This window comes from Clavibacter sp. (assembly GCF_014802555.1).
Lineage (GTDB): Bacteria > Actinomycetota > Actinomycetes > Actinomycetales > Microbacteriaceae > Clavibacter > Clavibacter sepedonicus.
In genome coordinates this window covers 34,025-51,486 of record NZ_JAAVCB010000126.1, presented here as the reverse complement: position 1 = coordinate 51,486, position 17,462 = coordinate 34,025, and the positions used below count along the sequence as shown (strand labels likewise).

Genomic DNA, 17,462 nt, shown 5'->3' with positions numbered 1-17,462 from the left:
GTTCTCAAGGAACGGACGCTCCCGACACCGACCATCACAGCCAGCCATCGGAGCTCACACTCCACCGCTCCCCGTGGGAGTGATCCAGACCACACAGGCCCAGCACTCACGTCGGAAGCGGAATCAGACCCTAGCTCAGTTGATGGTAAACACGCAACCCATAAGCCGCGGCAACTTCTGTTTCACCAGGATCCAGAACACCAGAACAGCTCCGGAAGCTTCTCAGCTCCCCGCCCGTTCCGGCGACAATAGGAGACATTACGCGGACCACCCCACCCCCGCAAAACCAACGACATCCCGGGCGTGTCGCCGGGGATGTCGTGGTGTATAGCTGGTAGGAGTCGGATTCAGCCGACGGTGACCCCCGCGAGCGTCTTCTTGCCGCGCCGCAGGACCGCGTATCGGCCGTGCAGGAGTTCGTCCACGACGGCCGCCGCATCGGTCACCGCGGCGTTGTTCACGTACACCCCGCCCTGCGTGATCGCGCGCCGAGCCTCCCCCGCGCTGGAGACCAGCCCGGTGTCGACGAGCGCCTGGATCACCGTGGTGCCGGGAGCCAGCTCCGCGGTCGGCAGCTCGCGGATGACCGCCTCGAGCGTGCCTTCGTCCAATGCAGCGAGCTCGCCCTGGCCGAACAGCGCCTGCGCCGCGGCGATCGCGGACTCCGTCGCCTCCACCCCGTGCACCAGTGACGTCACCTCCCACGCCAGCGTCCGCTGGGCCTCGCGACGGAAGGGCTCGGACGCCACGGCGCGCTCCAGCTCCTCGATGCGAGCCCGGTCGAGGAACGTGAAGACGCGCAGGCGGTGGATCACGTCGCCGTCATCGGTGTTGAGCCAGAACTGGTAGAACGCGTACGGGCTCGTAAGCTCCGGGTCCAGCCACACGGCGTTGCCCTCGCTCTTGCCGAACTTGGTGCCGTCGGAGTTGGTGATCAGCGGCGTGCCGATGGCGTGCGCCGTGGCCCGCTCGCTCCGCCGGATCAGGTCGGTGCCGCTGGTGAGGTTGCCCCACTGGTCGCTGCCGCCGGTCTGGAGCACGCACCCGTATGCGCGGTGCAGCTCCCGGAAGTCGAGGCCCTGCAGGATCTGGTAGCTGAACTCCGTGTAGCTGATGCCCTCGTCCGAGTTGAGGCGGGCGCTCACCGCGTCCTTCTTGAGCATGGTGCCCACACGGAAGTGCTTGCCCACCTCGCGGAGGAAGTCGATGGCGCTGAGCGGCGCCGTCCAGTCGAGGTTGTTCACGATGCGGACGGCGTTGTCGCCCTCGGGGCTGAGGAAGGCGGACACCTGCGCCTGCAGACGGCCCACCCACTCCGCCACGACCTCCGGGGTGTTGAGGGTCCGCTCCGCCGTGGGCCGAGGGTCGCCGATCAGGCCGGTCGACCCGCCCACGAGGCCGAGCGGTCGGTGGCCCGCCAGCTGGAGGCGACGCATCAGCACGAGCTGCACGAGGTTGCCGAGGTGCAGGCTCGGCGCGGTGGGGTCGAAGCCGCAGTAGTACGTGATCGGCGGACCGGACAGCAGCTCCTTCAGCGCGTCCTGGTCGGTGGAGACGTGCACGTACCCGCGCCAGACGATCTCCTCCCACACGTCCTCGAAGGACGGGTCGTTGCGCTGGGAGGAGAGGCGGTCGGGATCGGCGTTCGTCACCCGGTCACGGTACCAGCGCGGCATCCCCGAGCCGGTGGGGCACGGCGGTGAGGCGGCGTCCCGTCGGGCTCGCTCGGGAGCCGCGTCGCGATGCGATCCGGCGGCGTGCCGGGTGTCGGTGGTGGGCGGCAGGCTCGGGTCCGTCGGGAGGACGGCGCGTCAACGGCCCGGGATTGATGGCGAAGAGACAAGTGCGTGGCATTGATGTGCCATCATCAATGTCGGGGACTTGAGGAGGGCGCATGTTCGTCATCACGGCCGACCAGAAGGCGAGCCGGCACGACATCGATCGCGCCGGGACGGGACGGGACGACCTCGCGGCCCGCTACGAGGGACGCCTGGTGCTCCCGGTCGACCGCACGTCCGGCGACGAGGTGCAGGCGCTCGTCGCCGACGCCGCCACCGCGCTCGACATGGTGCTGATGCTCACGCGCGCGGGGCACTGGAGCGTCGGCCTCGGGATCGGCACGGTGCGGATCCCGCTCCCCCGGGCGACGCGCGAGGCCACGGGGCCCGCGTTCATCGCCGCCCGGGACGCGGTCACCGCGGCCAAGCGCAGCGCGACGCGGTTCGCGCTCGCGGTCGATCCGCCGATCGCGCGTTCCGGCGACGGTGACGCACCGGAGCTGCCCGGTGCCGCGGAGGTGGAGGCGCTCATCACCCTGCTGCTGCTCGCACGCGACCGGCGCACCCCGCAGGGCTGGGACGTCGTCGACCGCATGGCGGGCGGCGGGACGCAACGGGAGGTGGCCGCCGAGCTCGGGGTCACGCCGCAGGCCGTGAGCACGCGTCTGCGCACGAGCGGATGGCGCGCGGAGCGCGCCGCGATCCCCGGGCTCGAGGCGCTGCTGGCGCACCTGGATGCAGGTGCCTCGCACGCACCGCGCGCGGCCCGGGAAGGTGGCCGCTCGTGATCCCCGCCGGCACCCCCGCGGAGGTCGCGGCCTGGGTAATCCTCTGCGTGCTCGCCACCGCGGCCCTCGTGCTCGCGCTGCTCACCGCGCGCGCACCGCGCACCGGCCTGGTCGCCGGGGCCGCGGCCGCTCTCGCCGCGGCGGTCGTGCTGGGCCTCGCGCTCCGGGGCGTCGCGTCCCCGCTGGTCGTCGGGTACCTCGGACTCGTCGCGGTCGTGCTCGCGGTGCTGGGCGGAGGATCCGCATCCACCGTCGTCCTCGCCCTCGCGACGCGGGGCTCGGTGCCGCCCGGCGCGTACGGCGGGATCCTGGTGGCGCCGCGCGGGCACGAGGACGACCCGTCGGCGCTGCGACGGCCGACCCGCGAGGTCCTGCGGGGCGGCGCGACGATCGGCATGCTCGAGCGGCTGGCCGTCGTGGCCGTCATCCTCGCCGGGTACCCCGAGGCGCTCGCGGTGGTCATCGCCATCAAGGGCGTCGGCCGCTTCAGCGAGCTGGGCGAGGCGGCGGAGGCGCGCGAGCGCTTCATCATCGGGACGCTCGTGAGCTGGCTGTGGGCCGCGACGTGCGCGGCGGTCGTCCTCGTCGTCCGGTAAGAGGACAGCCCTGATCGCTCAGCGGCGGACGCGCGGGACGTGCGCGCGATACGGCGAGACGGTCGGATCGCCCGGCACCCAGAAGCGCCAGGGGAAGAGCTCACCGGAGCCGCCCGGACCCGAGACGCCCGCGCGCGGACCCGCGGCCGGCAGGGCGAGCGGCTCGTCCGGGAGCACCAGCCGGTACGGCGGCGCGTCGAGCGCGGCGCCGTCGTCGGCGAGCGGGATCCCGAGGGCGACGGCCAGCCGCGCCGGTCCCCGGGCGAGATCGCGGTCGCGGACGGCCGCGCCGCGCCGGGACCGGGCGAGATCCGCGCCCTCCACGATCTCGCCGGCACGCAGCAGCACGCCGGCGCTCGTGCCCTCGGGGCCGCAGACGATGTTCGCGCACGTGTGCATGCCGTACGTGAAGTACGCGTAGAGATGCGCGGGCGGGCCGAACATCGTCGCGTTGCGCGCCCGCTTCCCTCGGAAGGCGTGCGACCCGGGATCCTCGCCGACCCCGCGATACGCCTCCACCTCGGTGAGGCGGACGGCGACCCTGCCCTCCTCGGAGTCCCGCGACAGGATCGCGCCGAGGAGGGCGGGCGCCACCTCGACGGCGTCGCGCGCGAAGAACGCCGCGTCGATCACGCGGGGATCAGATCAGCTCGCCGTTGAGGCTCGCGACGACCACCACGAAGACCAGCACGGCGACGGCCACGCCGATCACGAGCGGCAGGAGCCAGCGATGCCGGGGCTCGGGCCGCTCGGGACGGCGGCCGTTCGAGAGCGTCACGCCGACGCCGCCGCGGACGCGGCCGCCCGGCGCTCGGCCGCGGCATCGGCCCGCGCCCGCAGCTCGGCCACGCGGCGCACCAACTCGGCGCGCTGCTCGTCGACCCGGACGCGGGCGGTGCCGCCGACGCCGTCGCGGCTCGCCACGGATCCGTCGATGCTCAGCACCTCGCGGACCTCGGGCACCAGGTGCGGCGACACGGCGCGGAGGTCGTCGTCGGAGAGGTCCTCCAGGCCCACGCCTCGGGACTCCGCGAGCTTCACGAGCTCCCCCGTGATCTCGTGCGCGTCGCGGAAGGCCACGCGGTGCTTGACCAGCCACTCGGCTACGTCGGTCGCGAGCGAGAAGCCCTGCGGCGCGAGCTCGGCCATGCGATCGACGTCGAAGCGGAGGGTCGCGATCATCCCGGTGAACGCTGGGAGCAGCACCTCGAGGGTCTGCACCGAGTCGAAGACGGGCTCCTTGTCCTCCTGCAGATCGCGGTTGTACGCCAGCGGCAGGCCTTTGAGGGTCGCGAGCAGGCCTGACAGGTTGCCGATGAGCCGGCCCGACTTGCCGCGCGCGAGCTCCGCGATGTCCGGGTTCTTCTTCTGCGGCATGATCGACGACCCGGTCGAAAAGGAGTCGCTCAGCGTGACGAACCCGAACTCGCGCGTGTTCCAGAGGATGATCTCCTCGCTCAGCCGCGACAGGTCGATGCCGACCTGGGCGAGCACGAAGGCGAACTCGGCCACGACATCGCGCGCCGCCGTGCCGTCGATAGAGTTCTCGGAGCTGCGCGCGAAGCCGAGGTCGCGGGCGACCGCACTCGCGTCGAGGCCGAGGGTCGAGCCCGCGAGCGCGCCGGATCCGTACGGTGAGACGTCCGCACGCGCGTCCCAGTCGGCGAGGCGCTCGAGGTCGCGGACCAGCGGCCAGCAGTGCGCGAGCAGGTGGTGCGCGAGGAGCACGGGCTGCGCGTGCTGCAGGTGCGTGCGACCCGGCATGATCGCGCCGCCCGCCGCCTCGGCCTGCGCGGCCAGCGCGTCGACGAGCTGCACGAGCATCGCGTGGATGACGGCGGCGTGGTCGCGCAGGTACATGCGCACCAGCGTCGCGATCTGGTCGTTGCGGCTGCGGCCCGCGCGGAGCTTGCCGCCGAGATCCGGACCCGCGATATCCATGAGGCCGCGCTCGAGGGCGCCGTGCACGTCCTCGTCGGCCTCGGACGCGACGAGCGCGCCCGAGCGCACGCGGTCCTCCAGGGTGTCGAGGGCCTGCAGCATGGCCTGTCGCTCGGCGTCCGACAGGTAGCCGGCCGCCGCGAGAGCACGGGCGTGCGCCCGGGATCCGGCGATGTCGTACGGCGCCAGCTGCCAGTCGAAGTGCGTCGAGCGGCTGAGCGCCACGAGCTCCGGCGACGGGCCGCCGGCGAAGCGGCCGCCCCAGAGGGCGCCCGCCTCGCCGGCCCGGGAGGACGGATCCGTGCTCTCGGTCATTTGGCTACTCCGCGGCGGGCGCGGCCGCGGGCGTCGCGTCGTCGGCCGCGAGCGCGGCCTGCTCCACGGCGAGGTCGCGGCGCGCCGAGATCTTGCTCGGCAGCGACCACAGCTCGATGAAGCCCTTGGACAGGGACTGGTCGAACGTGTCGCCGGTGTCGTAGGTCGCGAGGTCGAAGTCGTAGAGGCTCGTCTCGCTGCGGCGGCCGGTGACGACCGCGCGTCCTCCACGCAGCGTCATGCGGATGTCGCCGGAGACGTGCCGCTGCGAGTCCTCGATGAACGCGTCGAGCGAGCGCTTGAGGCCGGAGAACCAGAGTCCGTCGTAGACGAGGTTCGCCCAGTCCTTCTCGACGCCGCGCTTGTAGCGGCCGAGGTCGCGCTCGATGGTGAGGGCCTCGAGCTCCTCGTGCGCCTCGATGAGGGTCATCGCGGCGGGGGCCTCGTAGACCTCGCGGCTCTTGATGCCGACGAGGCGGTCCTCGACGACGTCGATGCGGCCGATGCCGTGCGCGCCGGCGGCGGCGTTCAGCTCCTGGACGATGCGGAGCGGCGAGTAGCGGATGCCGTCGATGGCGACGGGGACGCCCGCCTCGAACGTGATGGTGACCTCCGTGGCCTCGCGCAGCACGTCGGGGTCCTGCGTGTACTCGTAGAGGTCCTCGATCGGCCCGTTCCACGGGTCCTCCAGGAAGCCGGTCTCGACCGCGCGGCCCCACACGTTCTTGTCGATCGAGTACGGGCTCTTCTTGCTCTGCTCGATGGGCAGGTCGTGCTCGTTGGCGTAGACGATGGCCTTGTCGCGCGTGAGCGCGAGGTCGCGGACGGGCGCGATGGAGGTGAGGTCGGGTGCGAGCGCGGCGACGGCGGCCTCGAAGCGCACCTGGTCGTTGCCCTTGCCGGTGCAGCCGTGCGCGACGCTGTTCGCGCCGAGCTCGTGGGCGACGCGCGCGAGGTGCTTCGCGATCAGCGGGCGGCTGAGGCCCGAGACCAGCGGGTAGCGCTTCTGGTAGAGGGCGTTGGCCTTGAGCGCGGGGACGATGTAGTCGTCCGCGAACTCGTCCTTCGCATCCACCACGACGGCCTCGACCGCGCCGCAGTCGAGCGCGCGCTGCCGGATGACCTCCATGTCCTCGCCGCCCTGGCCGACGTCGACGGCGAGGGCCACGACCTCCTTGCCCGTCGCGTCCTTGAGCCAGCCGATGCCGACCGAGGTGTCGAGTCCGCCGGAATATGCCAGTACCACGCGTTCGGCCATGCCGTTCTCCGTTTCGTTGCTGAGGTGTCTCGGGGTGTGCGGGCTGCGTCAGGACTGGCGCAGGAGCCAGACGAGCAGCGCCTTCTGGGCGTGCAGGCGGTTCTCCGCCTCGTCCCAGACCACCGACTGCGGGCCGTCGATGACCTCGGCGGCCACCTCGTACTCGCGGTCGGCGGGAAGGCAGTGCAGGAAGATGGCGTCGTCAACCGCGTGCGCCATGAGCTCGGTCGTGACCTGGTAGGCGCCGAGCTCGGCCAGGCGCTGGGCCTTCTCCTCCTCGCGGCCCATCGACACCCAGGTGTCGGTGATGACGACGTCGGCGCCGGTGACGGCCTCGACGGGGTCGGCGAGGATCCGGACCGAGCCGCCGGTGGTCGCGGCGATGCGCTCGGCGTCGGCCACGACGACCGCGGCGGGCACGTAGCCCGCGGGGGCGGCGATGCGCACGTGCATGCCGGCCGTGACGCCGCCGAGGAGGTAGGAGTGCGCCATGTTGCTCGCTCCGTCGCCGAGGAAGACGAGGGTCTGGCCGGCGAGGTCGCCGCGGTGCTCGCGGATGGTGAGCAGGTCGGCGAGGATCTGGCACGGGTGGAAGTCGTCCGAGAGGGCGTTGACGACGGGGACCGTGGTTCCCGCGGCCATCTCCTCGAGGCCCGACTGCGCGTACGTGCGCCACACGATGGCCGCGACCTGGCGCTCGAGCACGCGCGCGGTGTCACTCGCGGTCTCCTTGCCGCCGAGCTGGCTGTTGGCGGTGCTGATGACGAGCGGGACGCCGCCGAGGTCCGCGATGCCGACGGCGAACGAGACGCGCGTGCGGGTGGAGGACTTGTCGAAGATGACGGCGACGGTCTGCGGACCCGCGAGGGGGCGCTCGGACCAGCGCTCGCGCTTCAGCTGCACCGCCAGATCGAGCACCTCGGCCTGCTCGGCCGGGCTCAGGTCGTCGTCGCGCAGGAAGTGGCGGGTCATCGCATCGCTCGCTCTCGGGGGACTCGGGATCGCTCAAGCCTAGGGGACGTGCGGGGGCGGATCCGTCCGCGGGCACCCCCGCGCGGGGGTGCGCCGACGGGTCGGCGGGGAGCGCGCGCGGTCGCATCGGCCGGCTCCCCGCCCGGGTCAGCGCAGGTGCGCCAGCGCCCGCGCGAACCGCCCGCGGAAGTCGCGCACCTCGGCGTCACCCACGATGAGCGGCGGCGCGATGCGGAGGCTGCGGGCGTTCGGCGCGTTGATGATGAGCCCCTCGCCGAGCGCGGCGGCCGCGATGCGTCCGCCGTCCTCGTGGTGGAGGCCCACGCCGATGAGGAGGCCGCGCCCGCGGACCTCGGCGACGAGCGGGGAGTCGAGGCCGGTGATGGACGCGCGGATCTCCTCGCCGCGCACACGCGCGTTCTCCACGAGCCCGGCGTCCTCGATCTCCGTGAGCACGGCGTTCCCGGCCGCCGTCGCGAGCGGGTTGCCGCCGAACGTGGATCCGTGCTGGCCCTTCTGCAGGAGGTCGGCCGCGGCGTCGAAGGCCACGAGCGCGCCGATCGGCACGCCGCCCGCGATGCCCTTGGCGATGGTGACCGCATCCGGCCGCACGCCCTCGTGCTCGTAGGCGAACCAGCGGCCCGTGCGGCCGACGCCCGTCTGGATCTCGTCGAGGATGAGCAGCGCGCCGTGCTGCCGCGTGAGCTCGCGGGCGCGGCGGAGGAACCCGGCGGGCAGGTCGACGACGCCGGCCTCGCCCTGGATCGGCTCGAGGATGAGCGCCTGGACGGTGTCGTCGATCGCCGCCTCGAGCGCCTCGAGGGTCGGCGCGATGTGCTCGACGCCGCCGGGGAGCGGGAGGAACGGCGTCTGCAGCGCGGGCTGCCCGGTGAGCGCGAGCGCGCCCATCGTGCGGCCGTGGAAGGAGCCCTGCAGCGTGATGACGCGCGTGCGCCTGTCGGATCCGTTGCGGCGGGCGAGCTTGAAGGCCGCCTCGTTCGCCTCGGCGCCGGAGTTGCCGAAGTAGACGCGGCCGGTGTCGCCGGCGCCCGTGATGCGGCGGAGGCGCTCGGCGAGCGCGATCTGCGGCGGCGTCGCGAAGTAGTTGGACACGTGCGCGAGCGTGGACACCTGCTCGGTGACCGCCCGGATGAGCGCCGGGTGCGCGTGCCCGAGGGAGTTGACGGCGATGCCCGCGAGGAAGTCGAGGTACTCGCGGCCGGTCGAGTCCCACACGCGGCAGCCCTCGCCGCGGACGAGCATGGCGAGCGGCGGCGGCGATGAGCGCATCATCGCGGCCTGGAAGCGGTCGGACCACTCGCTCTCGGTCTGGGTGGTGCGGCGCTCTGGCTGGGTCGTGGTCATGCGGGCACGACCTCCGTTCCGATTCCGTTCGTGGTGAAGATCTCGAGGAGCATCGAGTGCGGGATGCGGCCGTCGATGATCGCGGCTTTGGGCACTCCCCCGTCGACGGCCTCGAGGCACGCCGCCATCTTGGGGATCATGCCCGACTCGAGCGACGGCAGCAGGGCGCGGAGCTCGTCGGCGCGGATGTCGGAGACGAGCGATCCGCGGTCGGGCCAGTCGCGGTACAGGCCGGCGACGTCGGTGAGGATCACGAGCTTCTCGGCGCCGAGGGCCACGGCGAGCGCGGCAGCCGCGGCGTCCGCGTTGACGTTGAGCGACACGGCGGGATCGGACTCGTCCGGCGCGATGGAGGAGACCACCGGGATGCGGCCGGCGTCGAGCTGCGCGAGCACGGCCGTGGGATCCACCGACACGACGTCGCCGACGAGGCCGAGGTCGACCTCGACGCCGTCGACCACGGCACCGCGGCGGCGGCCGGTGAAGAGCCCGGCGTCCTCGCCCGAGACGGCGGCCGCGAGGGGCCCGTGCGCGTTGATGCCGCGCACGACGTCGCGGCTGACCTGCCCGGTGAGCACCATGCGCACGACCTCGAGGACCTCGGGCGTGGTGACGCGGTATCCCCCGCGGAACTCGCTATCGATGCCGAGGCGCGTGAGCATCGCGCTGATCTGCGGGCCGCCGCCGTGCACGACGACCGGTCGGAGGCCGGCGTAGCGGAGGTACACGACGTCCTCGGCGAAGGTGCGCGTGAGCTCCTCGTCGACCATGGCGTTGCCGCCGAACTTCACGACCACGATGCGGTCGTGGAAGCGCTGGAGCCACGAGAGCGACTCGATGAGGATCGCGGCCTTCGACTCCGCCTGCGCCTGGTCGCGGTCGGCGGCCTGCTGCGCGATGGCGGTCACGTCCGTCCCGTCTGCGTCGCCCATCAGCTGGCGTACGCGCTGTTCTCGTGCACGTAGTCGTGCGTGAGGTCGTTGGTGAGGATCGTCGCGGTCGCGTCGCCCGCGTGCAGGTCGATGAGGACGTGCACGGCGCGCGGGTGGAGGTCCACCAGGTCGCGGCTCTCGTGCGGCTCGCCGGCGCGGCACACCTCGACGCCGTTGATGGCGACGTCGATGCCGTAGGGGTCGAAGGCTGCGCCCGTGGTGCCGACGGCCGCGAGCACGCGACCCCAGTTGGGGTCGTTGCCGAAGACGGCGGCCTTGAAGAGGTTGCTGCGGGCGACCGCCCGTCCCACCTCGACGGCGTCGGCGTCGGATGCGGCGTGCACGACCTCGATGGCGATGTCGTGCGCGGCGCCCTCGGCGTCGGCCTGGAGCTGCTCGGCGAGGTCGGCGCACACCGCGGTGAGCGCGGCCTGGAACGCGTCGGCGTCGGGCACGACGCCCGATGCGGCCGACGCCAGGAGCGTGACCTGGTCGTTGGTCGACATGCAGCCGTCGGAGTCGAGGCGGTCGAAGGTGACGCGCGTGGACTCGCGGAGGGCCGCGTCGAGCGCGGCGCTGTCGAGGTCGGCGTCGGTGGTGATGACCACGAGCATGGTGGCGAGGCCCGGCGCGAGCATGCCCGCGCCCTTGGCCATGCCGCCGACCGTCCAGCCGGCGTCGGACGCGCGGACGGACTGCTTGGGCTTCGTGTCGGTGGTCATGATGGCGCGTGCCGCGTCGTCCCCGCCGTCCTCGGCGAGCGCGACGGCCACGCGGGCGACCCCGTCCTCGAGCTTCTCGAGCGGGAGCTGCTCGCCGATGAGGCCGGTGCTGCAGACGAGCACGTCGCCGCTGGAGACGTCGAGCGCGCGGCCGACCGCCTCGGCGGTGGCGTGCGTGACCTGGAACCCGCGGGATCCCGTGTAGCAGTTGGCGCCGCCCGAGTTGAGGACGACGGCGCTCACCCGGCCGTCGCCGATGACCTGGCGCGACCAGAGGATGGGGTTCGCCTGGCAGCGGTTGCTGGTGAAGACCGCCGCGGCGGCCTGCGACGGCCCGGTGTTGCGGACGAGGGCGACGTCGAGCGCGCCCGTGGACTTGAGGCCGGCGGCGACGCCTCCGGCGACGAAGCCGCGCGCGGCGGTGACGCTCACGGGGCCACCCCGTTCACCGGGAGGCCCATGGCCTCGGGCAGCCCGAGCGCGATGTTGGCCGACTGGATCGCCGCGCCCGCCGTGCCCTTGACCAGGTTGTCGATGGCCGTGACCGTGACGACGCGCCCGGCGGCCTCGTCGATGGCGAGGCCCACGAGCGCGGTGTTGGATCCCGTGACGTCGGACACGTTCGGGAACGTCCCCTCCGGCAGGAGGTGCACGAAGGGCTCGTCGGCGTAGGCGAGCTCCCACGCCGCACGGACGTCGTGCGCGGAGAAGCCGGGGGCGAGGCGCGCGGTGGCCGTGGCGAGGATCCCCCGGGCCATCGGCACGAGTACGGGCGTGAACGAGACGCTCACGTGCCCGCCGCCCGCCGTCTCGAGGTTCTGCCGGATCTCCGGCGTGTGGCGGTGGGTGCCCCCGACCGCGTAGGCGCTGGCGGATCCGAGGATCTCGCTCGCCAGCAGGTTGGTGCGGAGGGACCGTCCGGCGCCGGACGGGCCGACGGCGAGCACGGCGACCACGTCCTCCGGCTCGATGACCCCCGCGCGGATCCCGGGCTGGAGCCCGAGCGTGATGGCGGTGACGTTGCAGCCGGGGACGGCGATCCGCTTCACGCCCGACAGGCGCGTGCGCTGGGTGCCACCCTCCTCCGCGTGCAGCAGCTCGGGCAGGCCGTACGGCCAGGCGCCCGCGAAGTCGCCGCCGTAGAACGCGTCCCACGCGGCCTCGTCGACGAGCCGGTGGTCGGCGCCGCAGTCGACCACGAGCGTCTGGTCGTCGAGCTCGGCCGTGATGGCGCCCGACTTGCCGTGCGGCAGCGCGAGGAAGACCACGTCGTGGCCGGCCAGCTGCTCGGCCGTCGTCTCGACGAAGGTGCGGTCGGCGTACGAGGTGAGGTGCGGGTGCACCTCACGCAGACGCTCGCCCGCGTTCTGGAATGCGGTGAGCGTCTGGACCTCGAGGCGCGGGTGGTCGGCGAGCAGGCGGAGGAGCTCCCCGCCGGCATAGCCGCTGGCGCCCGCGACGGCGACTGAGAATGACATGCCTCAAATCTAGTGCCGGTGCCGGAGGGGCCCCGCCGGGCGGCAGGCCGGACGACAGCGCGGGCGGCCCCTCCCGGGAGGGGCCCGCCCGCGCGTCGCGCCAGGTGCGCGCCGGGCTACTCGCGCAGCGCCGCGCCGAAGCGCTCGGCGGCGAGCCGCACGGATCCGTCGCGGGCCGCGCTCGCCTCCGCCGCGGTCAGCGTGCGGTCGGGCGCGCGGAAGCGGAGCGCGAGCGTGAGCGAGCGGGTGCCGTCCGCGACTCCGGGGCCGCGGTAGTCGTCGACGAGCCGGGCGGTCTCGAGGAGCTCGCCCGCGCCCTCGACCACCGTGCGGAGCAGCTCCCCGGCCGGGACGTCGAGCGGCACCACGAGGCTGAGGTCCTGCGTGGCGACGGGCATCGAGGTGAGCGTGCGCACCTCGACGGCGCCGCCCGCGAGCTCGACGAGCCGGTCGAGGTCGACCTCGGCCAGCGCCACGCGCTCGGGCAGGTCGAGCTCGGCGGCGAGCGCGGGCAGGAGCTCGCCCGCGAATCCCACGATGACGGGGCCGTCGGCGGTCACGGCCTCGACCGCGGCCGTGCGACCCGGGTGCAGGGCGATGTGGGCGCCCTGCTCGAAGCGGATCTCCACGCCCACCGCGTGCGCGAGCTGCCGCACCGCGTCGAGCGCGTCGACGAGGCCCGCGCGCTGCGCGGGGGTGCCCGGCTGCTTCGGGACGGCGTCGCCGAGGATCAGCACGCCGACGTGGCGCGGCTGCGGCGGGATGCCCGCGTCGAGCGCCCGCAGCGCGTCCGCGTCGGGGCGCGCGGCACCCGGCGGCATCTCGGGAGAGCCGTAGGCGACGCCGGCGCGGGGCAGGAAGACGGTGCCGGTCTCGAAGATCGCGAGGTCGGTGGATCCGCGCGAGAGGTTCCGCCGCGCGATGTCGACGAGCCCCGGCAGCAGCGAGCGGCGGAGGAACGGGAACGCGACGTCGAGCGGGTTCGCGAGGCGCACCGCAGGGGCGTCGTCGCGATCGGCCGCGCCGAAGCGCGCGTTCTGCGCCTCGGACGCGAACGGCGAGCCCATCACCTCGGTGAGCCCGCCCGCGGCAAGCGCGATCGAGGCCTGACGACGGAGGCGCTGCGCGGCGGTGAGCCCGCGGCCGGGGGGTGCGACGGGCAGCACGGCGGGGATCCGGTCGTAGCCGACGATGCGCGCGACCTCCTCCACGAGGTCGGCGCGGTGGCGCAGGTCCGGACGCCACGTCGGCGGCGTGACGACGAGCACACCGTCGCGCTCCTCGAGCGCGCAGCCAACGTCGACGAGCGCGTGGCGCACCTCGTCCGCGGTGTAGTCGACGCCGACGAGCGACGCCGGGTACGCCAGCGACAGCTCGACGGCCTCGCGCGGGGCGGTCGTGTCGAGGATCGAGCCGAGGCCCTCCGCGTGGCCGCCGGCCAGCTCCTCGAGGAGCTGCACCGCGCGTGCGGCGGCGGCGGGGGCGATGCGGGGATCCACGCCCCGCTCGAAGCGCTTGGACGCCTCGCTCGGCAGCTTGTGCCGGCGAGCGGTGCGCGCGATGGAGACCGGGTCGAAGCCCGCCGCCTCGATCAGCACGCGGCTCGTGCCCGCGCCGATCTCGGTGGCCGCGCCGCCCATGACGCCCGCGAGCCCCACCGGTCCCGAGCCGTCGGCGATGACGAGGTCCTCGACGTGCAGCGCGCGCTCGCGTCCGTCGAGCGTGACGAGCGTCTCGCCCTCAGCGGCGCGGCGGACGACGATGCCGCCCTGCAGCCGATCGAGGTCGTAGGCGTGCAGCGGCTGGCCGAGCTCGAGCATGACGTAGTTCGTGATGTCGACGGCCAGGGAGATCGACCGGACGCCCGCGAGCGTGAGCCGCGAGACCATCCACGGCGGGGTGGGCCGGGAGAGGTCGAGGCCGGAGACCACGCGCGTGACGAACACGTCGGCGCCGACGCGGCCGCGGATCGGGGCGGCGTCGTCGACGCGCACCTCGACCCCCTGGACCGGTGCGTCGGCCGCGAGCAGCGCGAGCGCGTCGGCGGGGTCGGTGAACGCGGCGCCCGTGGCGTGCGCGTACTCCCGGGCGATGCCGCGGATCGAGAACGCGTAGCCGCGGTCGGGCGTGACGTTGACCTCGACCGCCTGGTCGTCGAGGTGCAGGAGCGCGAGCGCGTCCGTGCCGACCTCGGGGTCGAGCCCGAGCGTGGAGAGGACGAGGATCCCGTCGTGCTCCTCCCCGAGACCCAGCTCCCGCGACGACGCGATCATGCCGTCGGACACGTGGCCGTAGGTCTTCCGCGCGCTGATGGGGAACGGGCCGGGCAGCACCGCACCGGGCAGGCTCACCACGACCTTGTCGCCGACGACGAAGTTGTGCGCGCCGCAGACGATGCCGCGCACGTCCTCGCCGCCGTCGGCGGCCGTGGCGCCCTCGGGCGCGACGCGGACGGAGCACCAGTTGATGGTCTTGCCGTTGGTCTGGGGCTCGGGGCTCGCCTCGAGCACCTGCCCGACGACGACGGGGCCGGAGATCGAGAACGCGTGCACGTCCTCTTCTTCCAGACCCACCTTCACGAGCGACGCGTGGACGTCCTCGGGGGTGACCCCCGCGGGGAGCTCGACGTGCTCGCCGAGCCAGCTGATCGGGATCCTCACGACTACACCACCATCCCGAACTGCGCGCCGAATCGGATGTCGCCCTCGACGATGTCGCGCATGTCGGAGAGGTCGTTGCGGAACATGAGGGTGCGCTCGGTGCCCATGCCGAACGCGAAGCCCTGGTACTCGTCCGGGTCGATCCCCGCGGAGCGCAGCACGTTCGGGTTCACCATCCCGCAGCCGCCCCACTCGATCCAGCGGGGTCCGCCCGCGGCGGCCGGGTGCCAGACGTCCATCTCGGCGCTCGGCTCGGTGAAGGGGAAGTAGTTGGGGCGCAGGCGGACGCGCGCTTCGCGTCCGAACATCGAGCGCGCGAAGTGCTCGAGCGTGCCGCGCAGGTGCGCCATGGTGAGGCCGCGGTCGATCGCGATGCCCTCGATCTGGCGGAACGCGGGCGTGTGCGTCGCGTCGAGCTCGTCGCTGCGGAAGGTGCGGCCCTGGGCGATCGTGTAGACGGGCAGCTCGTCGGCGAGCAGCGTGCGGATCTGCACGGGCGAGGTGTGCGTGCGGAGCACCAGGTGCGCGTCGGTCGGATCCACGTAGAAGGAGTCCTGCATGGCGCGCGCCGGGTGATCCGGCGGGAAGTTGAGCGCGTCGAAGTTGAACCACTCGCTCTCGAGCTCGGGGCCCTCGTTCACCTGCCAGCCCATGCCGACGAAGATGTCGGCGATGCGCTCCTCGAGCATGGTGAGCGGGTGGCGGGCGCCGGCGCGCCAGCGGCTCGGCAGCGCGGTGACGTCGACGGCCTCGGCGACGAGCCTCTCGGCGGCCTCCTGCTCCTGGATCTCCGCCTCGCGGGCCTGGAACGCCTGCGTCACGCGGGCGCGCGACTGGCCGACGAGCTTGCCCGCGTCCTTGCGCTGTTCGGGCGGCAGCGAGCGGAGCGATCCGTTCAGCCGGGCGAGCGGCGACGCCTCGCCGATGTGGGCGGAGCGCGCCTGGGCGAGCGACGCGGAGTCGGTGGTCGCGGCGAGCGCGGCCATCGCCTGCTCCACGGCGGCGCCGACGGTCTCCTCGGAGATCTGGGATTCGGACATGAGGCCCGAGTCTACCGAGCGGGGGTCGCGCTCCCCGCCCGCGACCGGCCTCGCGACGCGGCTACGCGACGCGGCTACGCGCCCTGCGAGGTCCCGGCCGCGACGGTCTTCGCGACGCGCGGTCCGCGCTTCCTGGCGAGCCGCCGCGCGATGGTCGACACCGAGAGGTTGAGCACCAGGTACATGCCCACCATGACCACGAAGATCGGCAGCGAGTTGGCCCGGCTCGTGGCCTCGAGGATCAGCTCGCCCTGCTTGGTGAGTCCGACGAGGCTGACGATGGTGCCGAGCGCGGTGTCCTTGATGAGCACCACGAGCTGGGCGACGATGATCGGCAGCATCGTCCGGAACGCCTGCGGGAACTCCACCAGCAGCCGGTTCTGCAGCGGCCGGAGCCCGATCGCCAGCCCCGCCTCGCGCTGTCCGCGCGGCAGGCCGAGGATGCCGGAACGGAGGGCCTCGCCGATGATCGCGCCGTTGTAGAGCGTGAGCGCCGTGACGACCGACCAGTACGGCCCGATCGGGAAGATCAGGTAGATGAACAGCATCATCAGCAGCACGGGCATGCCGCGGAAGAACTCGAGCACGACGGTGACGGCGTAGCGGATCACGCGGTGCTCGCTCATGCGCAGGAGCGCGAGCACCATGCCGAGGAGGATCGCGAGGACGGCGGCCACCGCGGCCGACTGCAGCACCACGACGAGGCCGCGCAGGAGGAGCTGCCAGACGAGCGGGTCGTTGAGCACGAGCCAGATGTCGGGGCTGAACTGCCCGGCCTGCTGCAGCTTCACGGCGGCGAAGGCGAGCACGGCCACGACGATGGCACCCGTGACGACGGAGAGGACGCGGGAGCGACGGCGGGCCCTCGGGCCGGGCACGTCGTAGAGGACCTGGCTCATCGGGAGACCGCCACTCGCTTCTCGAGGTGGTCCGCCAGCTGACCGAGCGGGACCGTGATGATGAGGTAGAAGAACGCGACGCCCACGAACACCCAGACGACCGCGTCCCCGTTCGCGTTCGCGACGTCGCGGCCCACGTTGAACAGCTCGTAGATGAAGTAGGCGCCCGCGATCGACGTGTTCTTGGTGAGGGCGATGACGACGTTGATCAGCGGCGGGATGACGGTGCGGACGGCCTGCGGCAGGATCACCGACCCGAGCGTCTGCGAGAACGTCAGCCCGATGCTGCGCGCGGCCTCGGCCTGGCCGACGGGCACGCTGTTGATGCCCGAGCGGATCGCCTCGGCGAAGAACGGCGCCGTGTAGAGCGTGAGCGCGAGCACCGCGGCCGTCATGAACGGCAGCGCGCCCGAGATCGAGGTGATCACGACGCTGAAGAAGGTGAAGACGAGCAGCAGCGGGGTGTTCCGCAGCAGCTCGACGTAGATCGTGGAGGTGGCGCGGAGGCTCGCGACGGGCGAGATCCTCATCGCGGCGATCACGACCCCCAGCGGGAGCGCGAACAGCACCGTGGTGAGGAGGAGGCGCAGCGTGCCGCCGAACCCCCGCAGGAACACGTCGAGATTGTCGAGGATCACATCCACGGCGCACCTCCTATGGTCTGCACCCGGCGCGGCCGGGCGATGGTCGGATCCGGGTCGGGCGCCCGGACGAGGGA

16 protein-coding genes are annotated in these 17,462 nt (G+C 73.0%); 2 read left to right on the top strand and 14 right to left on the bottom strand.

Going from position 1 to position 17,462, the window contains the following annotated elements; translation table 11 throughout:
- Positions 1 to 347 precede the first annotated feature (347 nt).
- Positions 348 to 1,676, bottom strand: a complete 1,329-nt coding sequence (gene tyrS / locus HDR73_RS14110) for a tyrosine--tRNA ligase (protein WP_012298635.1) — start codon at positions 1,674 to 1,676, stop codon at positions 348 to 350.
- Positions 1,677 to 1,894: 218 nt separating this feature from the next.
- Between tyrS and HDR73_RS14105 the strand changes: the two genes are divergently transcribed.
- Positions 1,895 to 2,566 (top strand): hypothetical protein, encoded by a 672-nt coding sequence (locus tag HDR73_RS14105; RefSeq protein WP_012298634.1) that lies wholly within the window; start codon positions 1,895 to 1,897, stop codon positions 2,564 to 2,566.
- Complete coding sequence (locus tag HDR73_RS14100) at positions 2,563 to 3,162, top strand: hypothetical protein (protein WP_012298633.1); 600 nt, start codon at positions 2,563 to 2,565, stop codon at positions 3,160 to 3,162. The genes HDR73_RS14105 and HDR73_RS14100 overlap by 4 nt, the downstream gene beginning before the upstream one ends.
- A gap of 18 nt (positions 3,163 to 3,180) precedes the next feature.
- Here HDR73_RS14100 and HDR73_RS14095 read toward each other — a convergent pair whose 3' ends face one another.
- The 13 genes from HDR73_RS14095 to HDR73_RS14035 all read right to left on the bottom strand — a co-directional run bounded on the left by HDR73_RS14095 (position 3,181) and on the right by HDR73_RS14035 (position 17,388).
- Positions 3,181 to 3,795, bottom strand: coding sequence for a DNA-3-methyladenine glycosylase (locus HDR73_RS14095; protein WP_012298632.1), 615 nt, complete (start codon positions 3,793 to 3,795; stop codon positions 3,181 to 3,183).
- 7 nt (positions 3,796 to 3,802) lie between these two features.
- Complete coding sequence (locus tag HDR73_RS14090) at positions 3,803 to 3,940, bottom strand: hypothetical protein (RefSeq protein ID WP_012038681.1); 138 nt, start codon at positions 3,938 to 3,940, stop codon at positions 3,803 to 3,805.
- Positions 3,937 to 5,418 carry an argininosuccinate lyase gene (gene argH / locus HDR73_RS14085; protein ID WP_012298631.1) on the bottom strand — a complete coding sequence of 494 codons (1,482 nt, stop codon included), beginning with the start codon at positions 5,416 to 5,418 and terminating at the stop codon, positions 3,937 to 3,939. The genes HDR73_RS14090 and argH overlap by 4 nt, the downstream gene beginning before the upstream one ends.
- A gap of 4 nt (positions 5,419 to 5,422) precedes the next feature.
- On the bottom strand, positions 5,423 to 6,676 hold the full coding sequence (locus HDR73_RS14080) for an argininosuccinate synthase (RefSeq protein WP_012298630.1): 1,254 nt from the start codon (positions 6,674 to 6,676) through the stop codon (positions 5,423 to 5,425).
- Between the two features lie 48 nt (positions 6,677 to 6,724).
- Entirely contained in the window at positions 6,725 to 7,648 is a 924-nt protein-coding gene (gene argF / locus HDR73_RS14075; protein ID WP_012298629.1) for an ornithine carbamoyltransferase, read from the bottom strand.
- A 147-nt stretch (positions 7,649 to 7,795) separates the two neighbouring features.
- A complete protein-coding gene (locus tag HDR73_RS14070) occupies positions 7,796 to 9,013 on the bottom strand; it encodes an acetylornithine transaminase (protein WP_012298628.1) in 1,218 nt (405 codons plus the stop codon).
- Positions 9,010 to 9,921 (bottom strand): acetylglutamate kinase, encoded by a 912-nt coding sequence (gene argB / locus HDR73_RS14065; protein ID WP_041464908.1) that lies wholly within the window; start codon positions 9,919 to 9,921, stop codon positions 9,010 to 9,012. Before argB ends, HDR73_RS14070 begins: the two co-directional genes overlap by 4 nt.
- Before the next feature lie 23 nt (positions 9,922 to 9,944).
- Positions 9,945 to 11,099 carry a bifunctional glutamate N-acetyltransferase/amino-acid acetyltransferase ArgJ gene (gene argJ, locus HDR73_RS14060; protein WP_012298626.1) on the bottom strand — a complete coding sequence of 385 codons (1,155 nt, stop codon included), beginning with the start codon at positions 11,097 to 11,099 and terminating at the stop codon, positions 9,945 to 9,947.
- Positions 11,096 to 12,145 carry an N-acetyl-gamma-glutamyl-phosphate reductase gene (gene argC / locus HDR73_RS14055; protein WP_012298625.1) on the bottom strand — a complete coding sequence of 350 codons (1,050 nt, stop codon included), beginning with the start codon at positions 12,143 to 12,145 and terminating at the stop codon, positions 11,096 to 11,098. Before argC ends, argJ begins: the two co-directional genes overlap by 4 nt.
- A 116-nt stretch (positions 12,146 to 12,261) precedes the next feature.
- Entirely contained in the window at positions 12,262 to 14,805 is a 2,544-nt protein-coding gene (gene pheT, locus HDR73_RS14050; RefSeq protein ID WP_012298624.1) for a phenylalanine--tRNA ligase subunit beta, read from the bottom strand.
- A 2-nt stretch (positions 14,806 to 14,807) separates the two neighbouring features.
- A complete protein-coding gene (gene pheS / locus HDR73_RS14045; RefSeq protein ID WP_012298623.1) occupies positions 14,808 to 15,845 on the bottom strand; it encodes a phenylalanine--tRNA ligase subunit alpha in 1,038 nt (345 codons plus the stop codon).
- 74 nt (positions 15,846 to 15,919) lie between these two features.
- Positions 15,920 to 16,744 carry an amino acid ABC transporter permease gene (locus HDR73_RS14040; protein WP_012298622.1) on the bottom strand — a complete coding sequence of 275 codons (825 nt, stop codon included), beginning with the start codon at positions 16,742 to 16,744 and terminating at the stop codon, positions 15,920 to 15,922.
- Positions 16,741 to 17,388, bottom strand: coding sequence for an amino acid ABC transporter permease (locus HDR73_RS14035; RefSeq protein ID WP_012298621.1), 648 nt, complete (start codon positions 17,386 to 17,388; stop codon positions 16,741 to 16,743). The genes HDR73_RS14040 and HDR73_RS14035 overlap by 4 nt, the downstream gene beginning before the upstream one ends.
- Positions 17,389 to 17,462: the final 74 nt, after the last annotated feature.

Bases quoted from the DNA above. Each gene is read 5' to 3' on its own strand.
- tyrS (WP_012298635.1), bottom strand. From the start codon at position 1,676: ATGCCGCGCTGGTACCGTGACCGGGTGACGAACGCCGATCCCGACCGC.
- HDR73_RS14105 (WP_012298634.1), top strand. From the start codon at position 1,895: ATGTTCGTCATCACGGCCGACCAGAAGGCGAGCCGGCACGACATCGAT.
- argH (WP_012298631.1), bottom strand. From the start codon at position 5,418: ATGACCGAGAGCACGGATCCGTCCTCCCGGGCCGGCGAGGCGGGCGCC.
- HDR73_RS14080 (WP_012298630.1), bottom strand. From the start codon at position 6,676: ATGGCCGAACGCGTGGTACTGGCATATTCCGGCGGACTCGACACCTCG.
- argF (WP_012298629.1), bottom strand. From the start codon at position 7,648: ATGACCCGCCACTTCCTGCGCGACGACGACCTGAGCCCGGCCGAGCAG.
- HDR73_RS14070 (WP_012298628.1), bottom strand. From the start codon at position 9,013: ATGACCACGACCCAGCCAGAGCGCCGCACCACCCAGACCGAGAGCGAG.
- argC (WP_012298625.1), bottom strand. From the start codon at position 12,145: ATGTCATTCTCAGTCGCCGTCGCGGGCGCCAGCGGCTATGCCGGCGGG.
- pheS (WP_012298623.1), bottom strand. From the start codon at position 15,845: ATGTCCGAATCCCAGATCTCCGAGGAGACCGTCGGCGCCGCCGTGGAG.
- HDR73_RS14040 (WP_012298622.1), bottom strand. From the start codon at position 16,744: ATGAGCCAGGTCCTCTACGACGTGCCCGGCCCGAGGGCCCGCCGTCGC.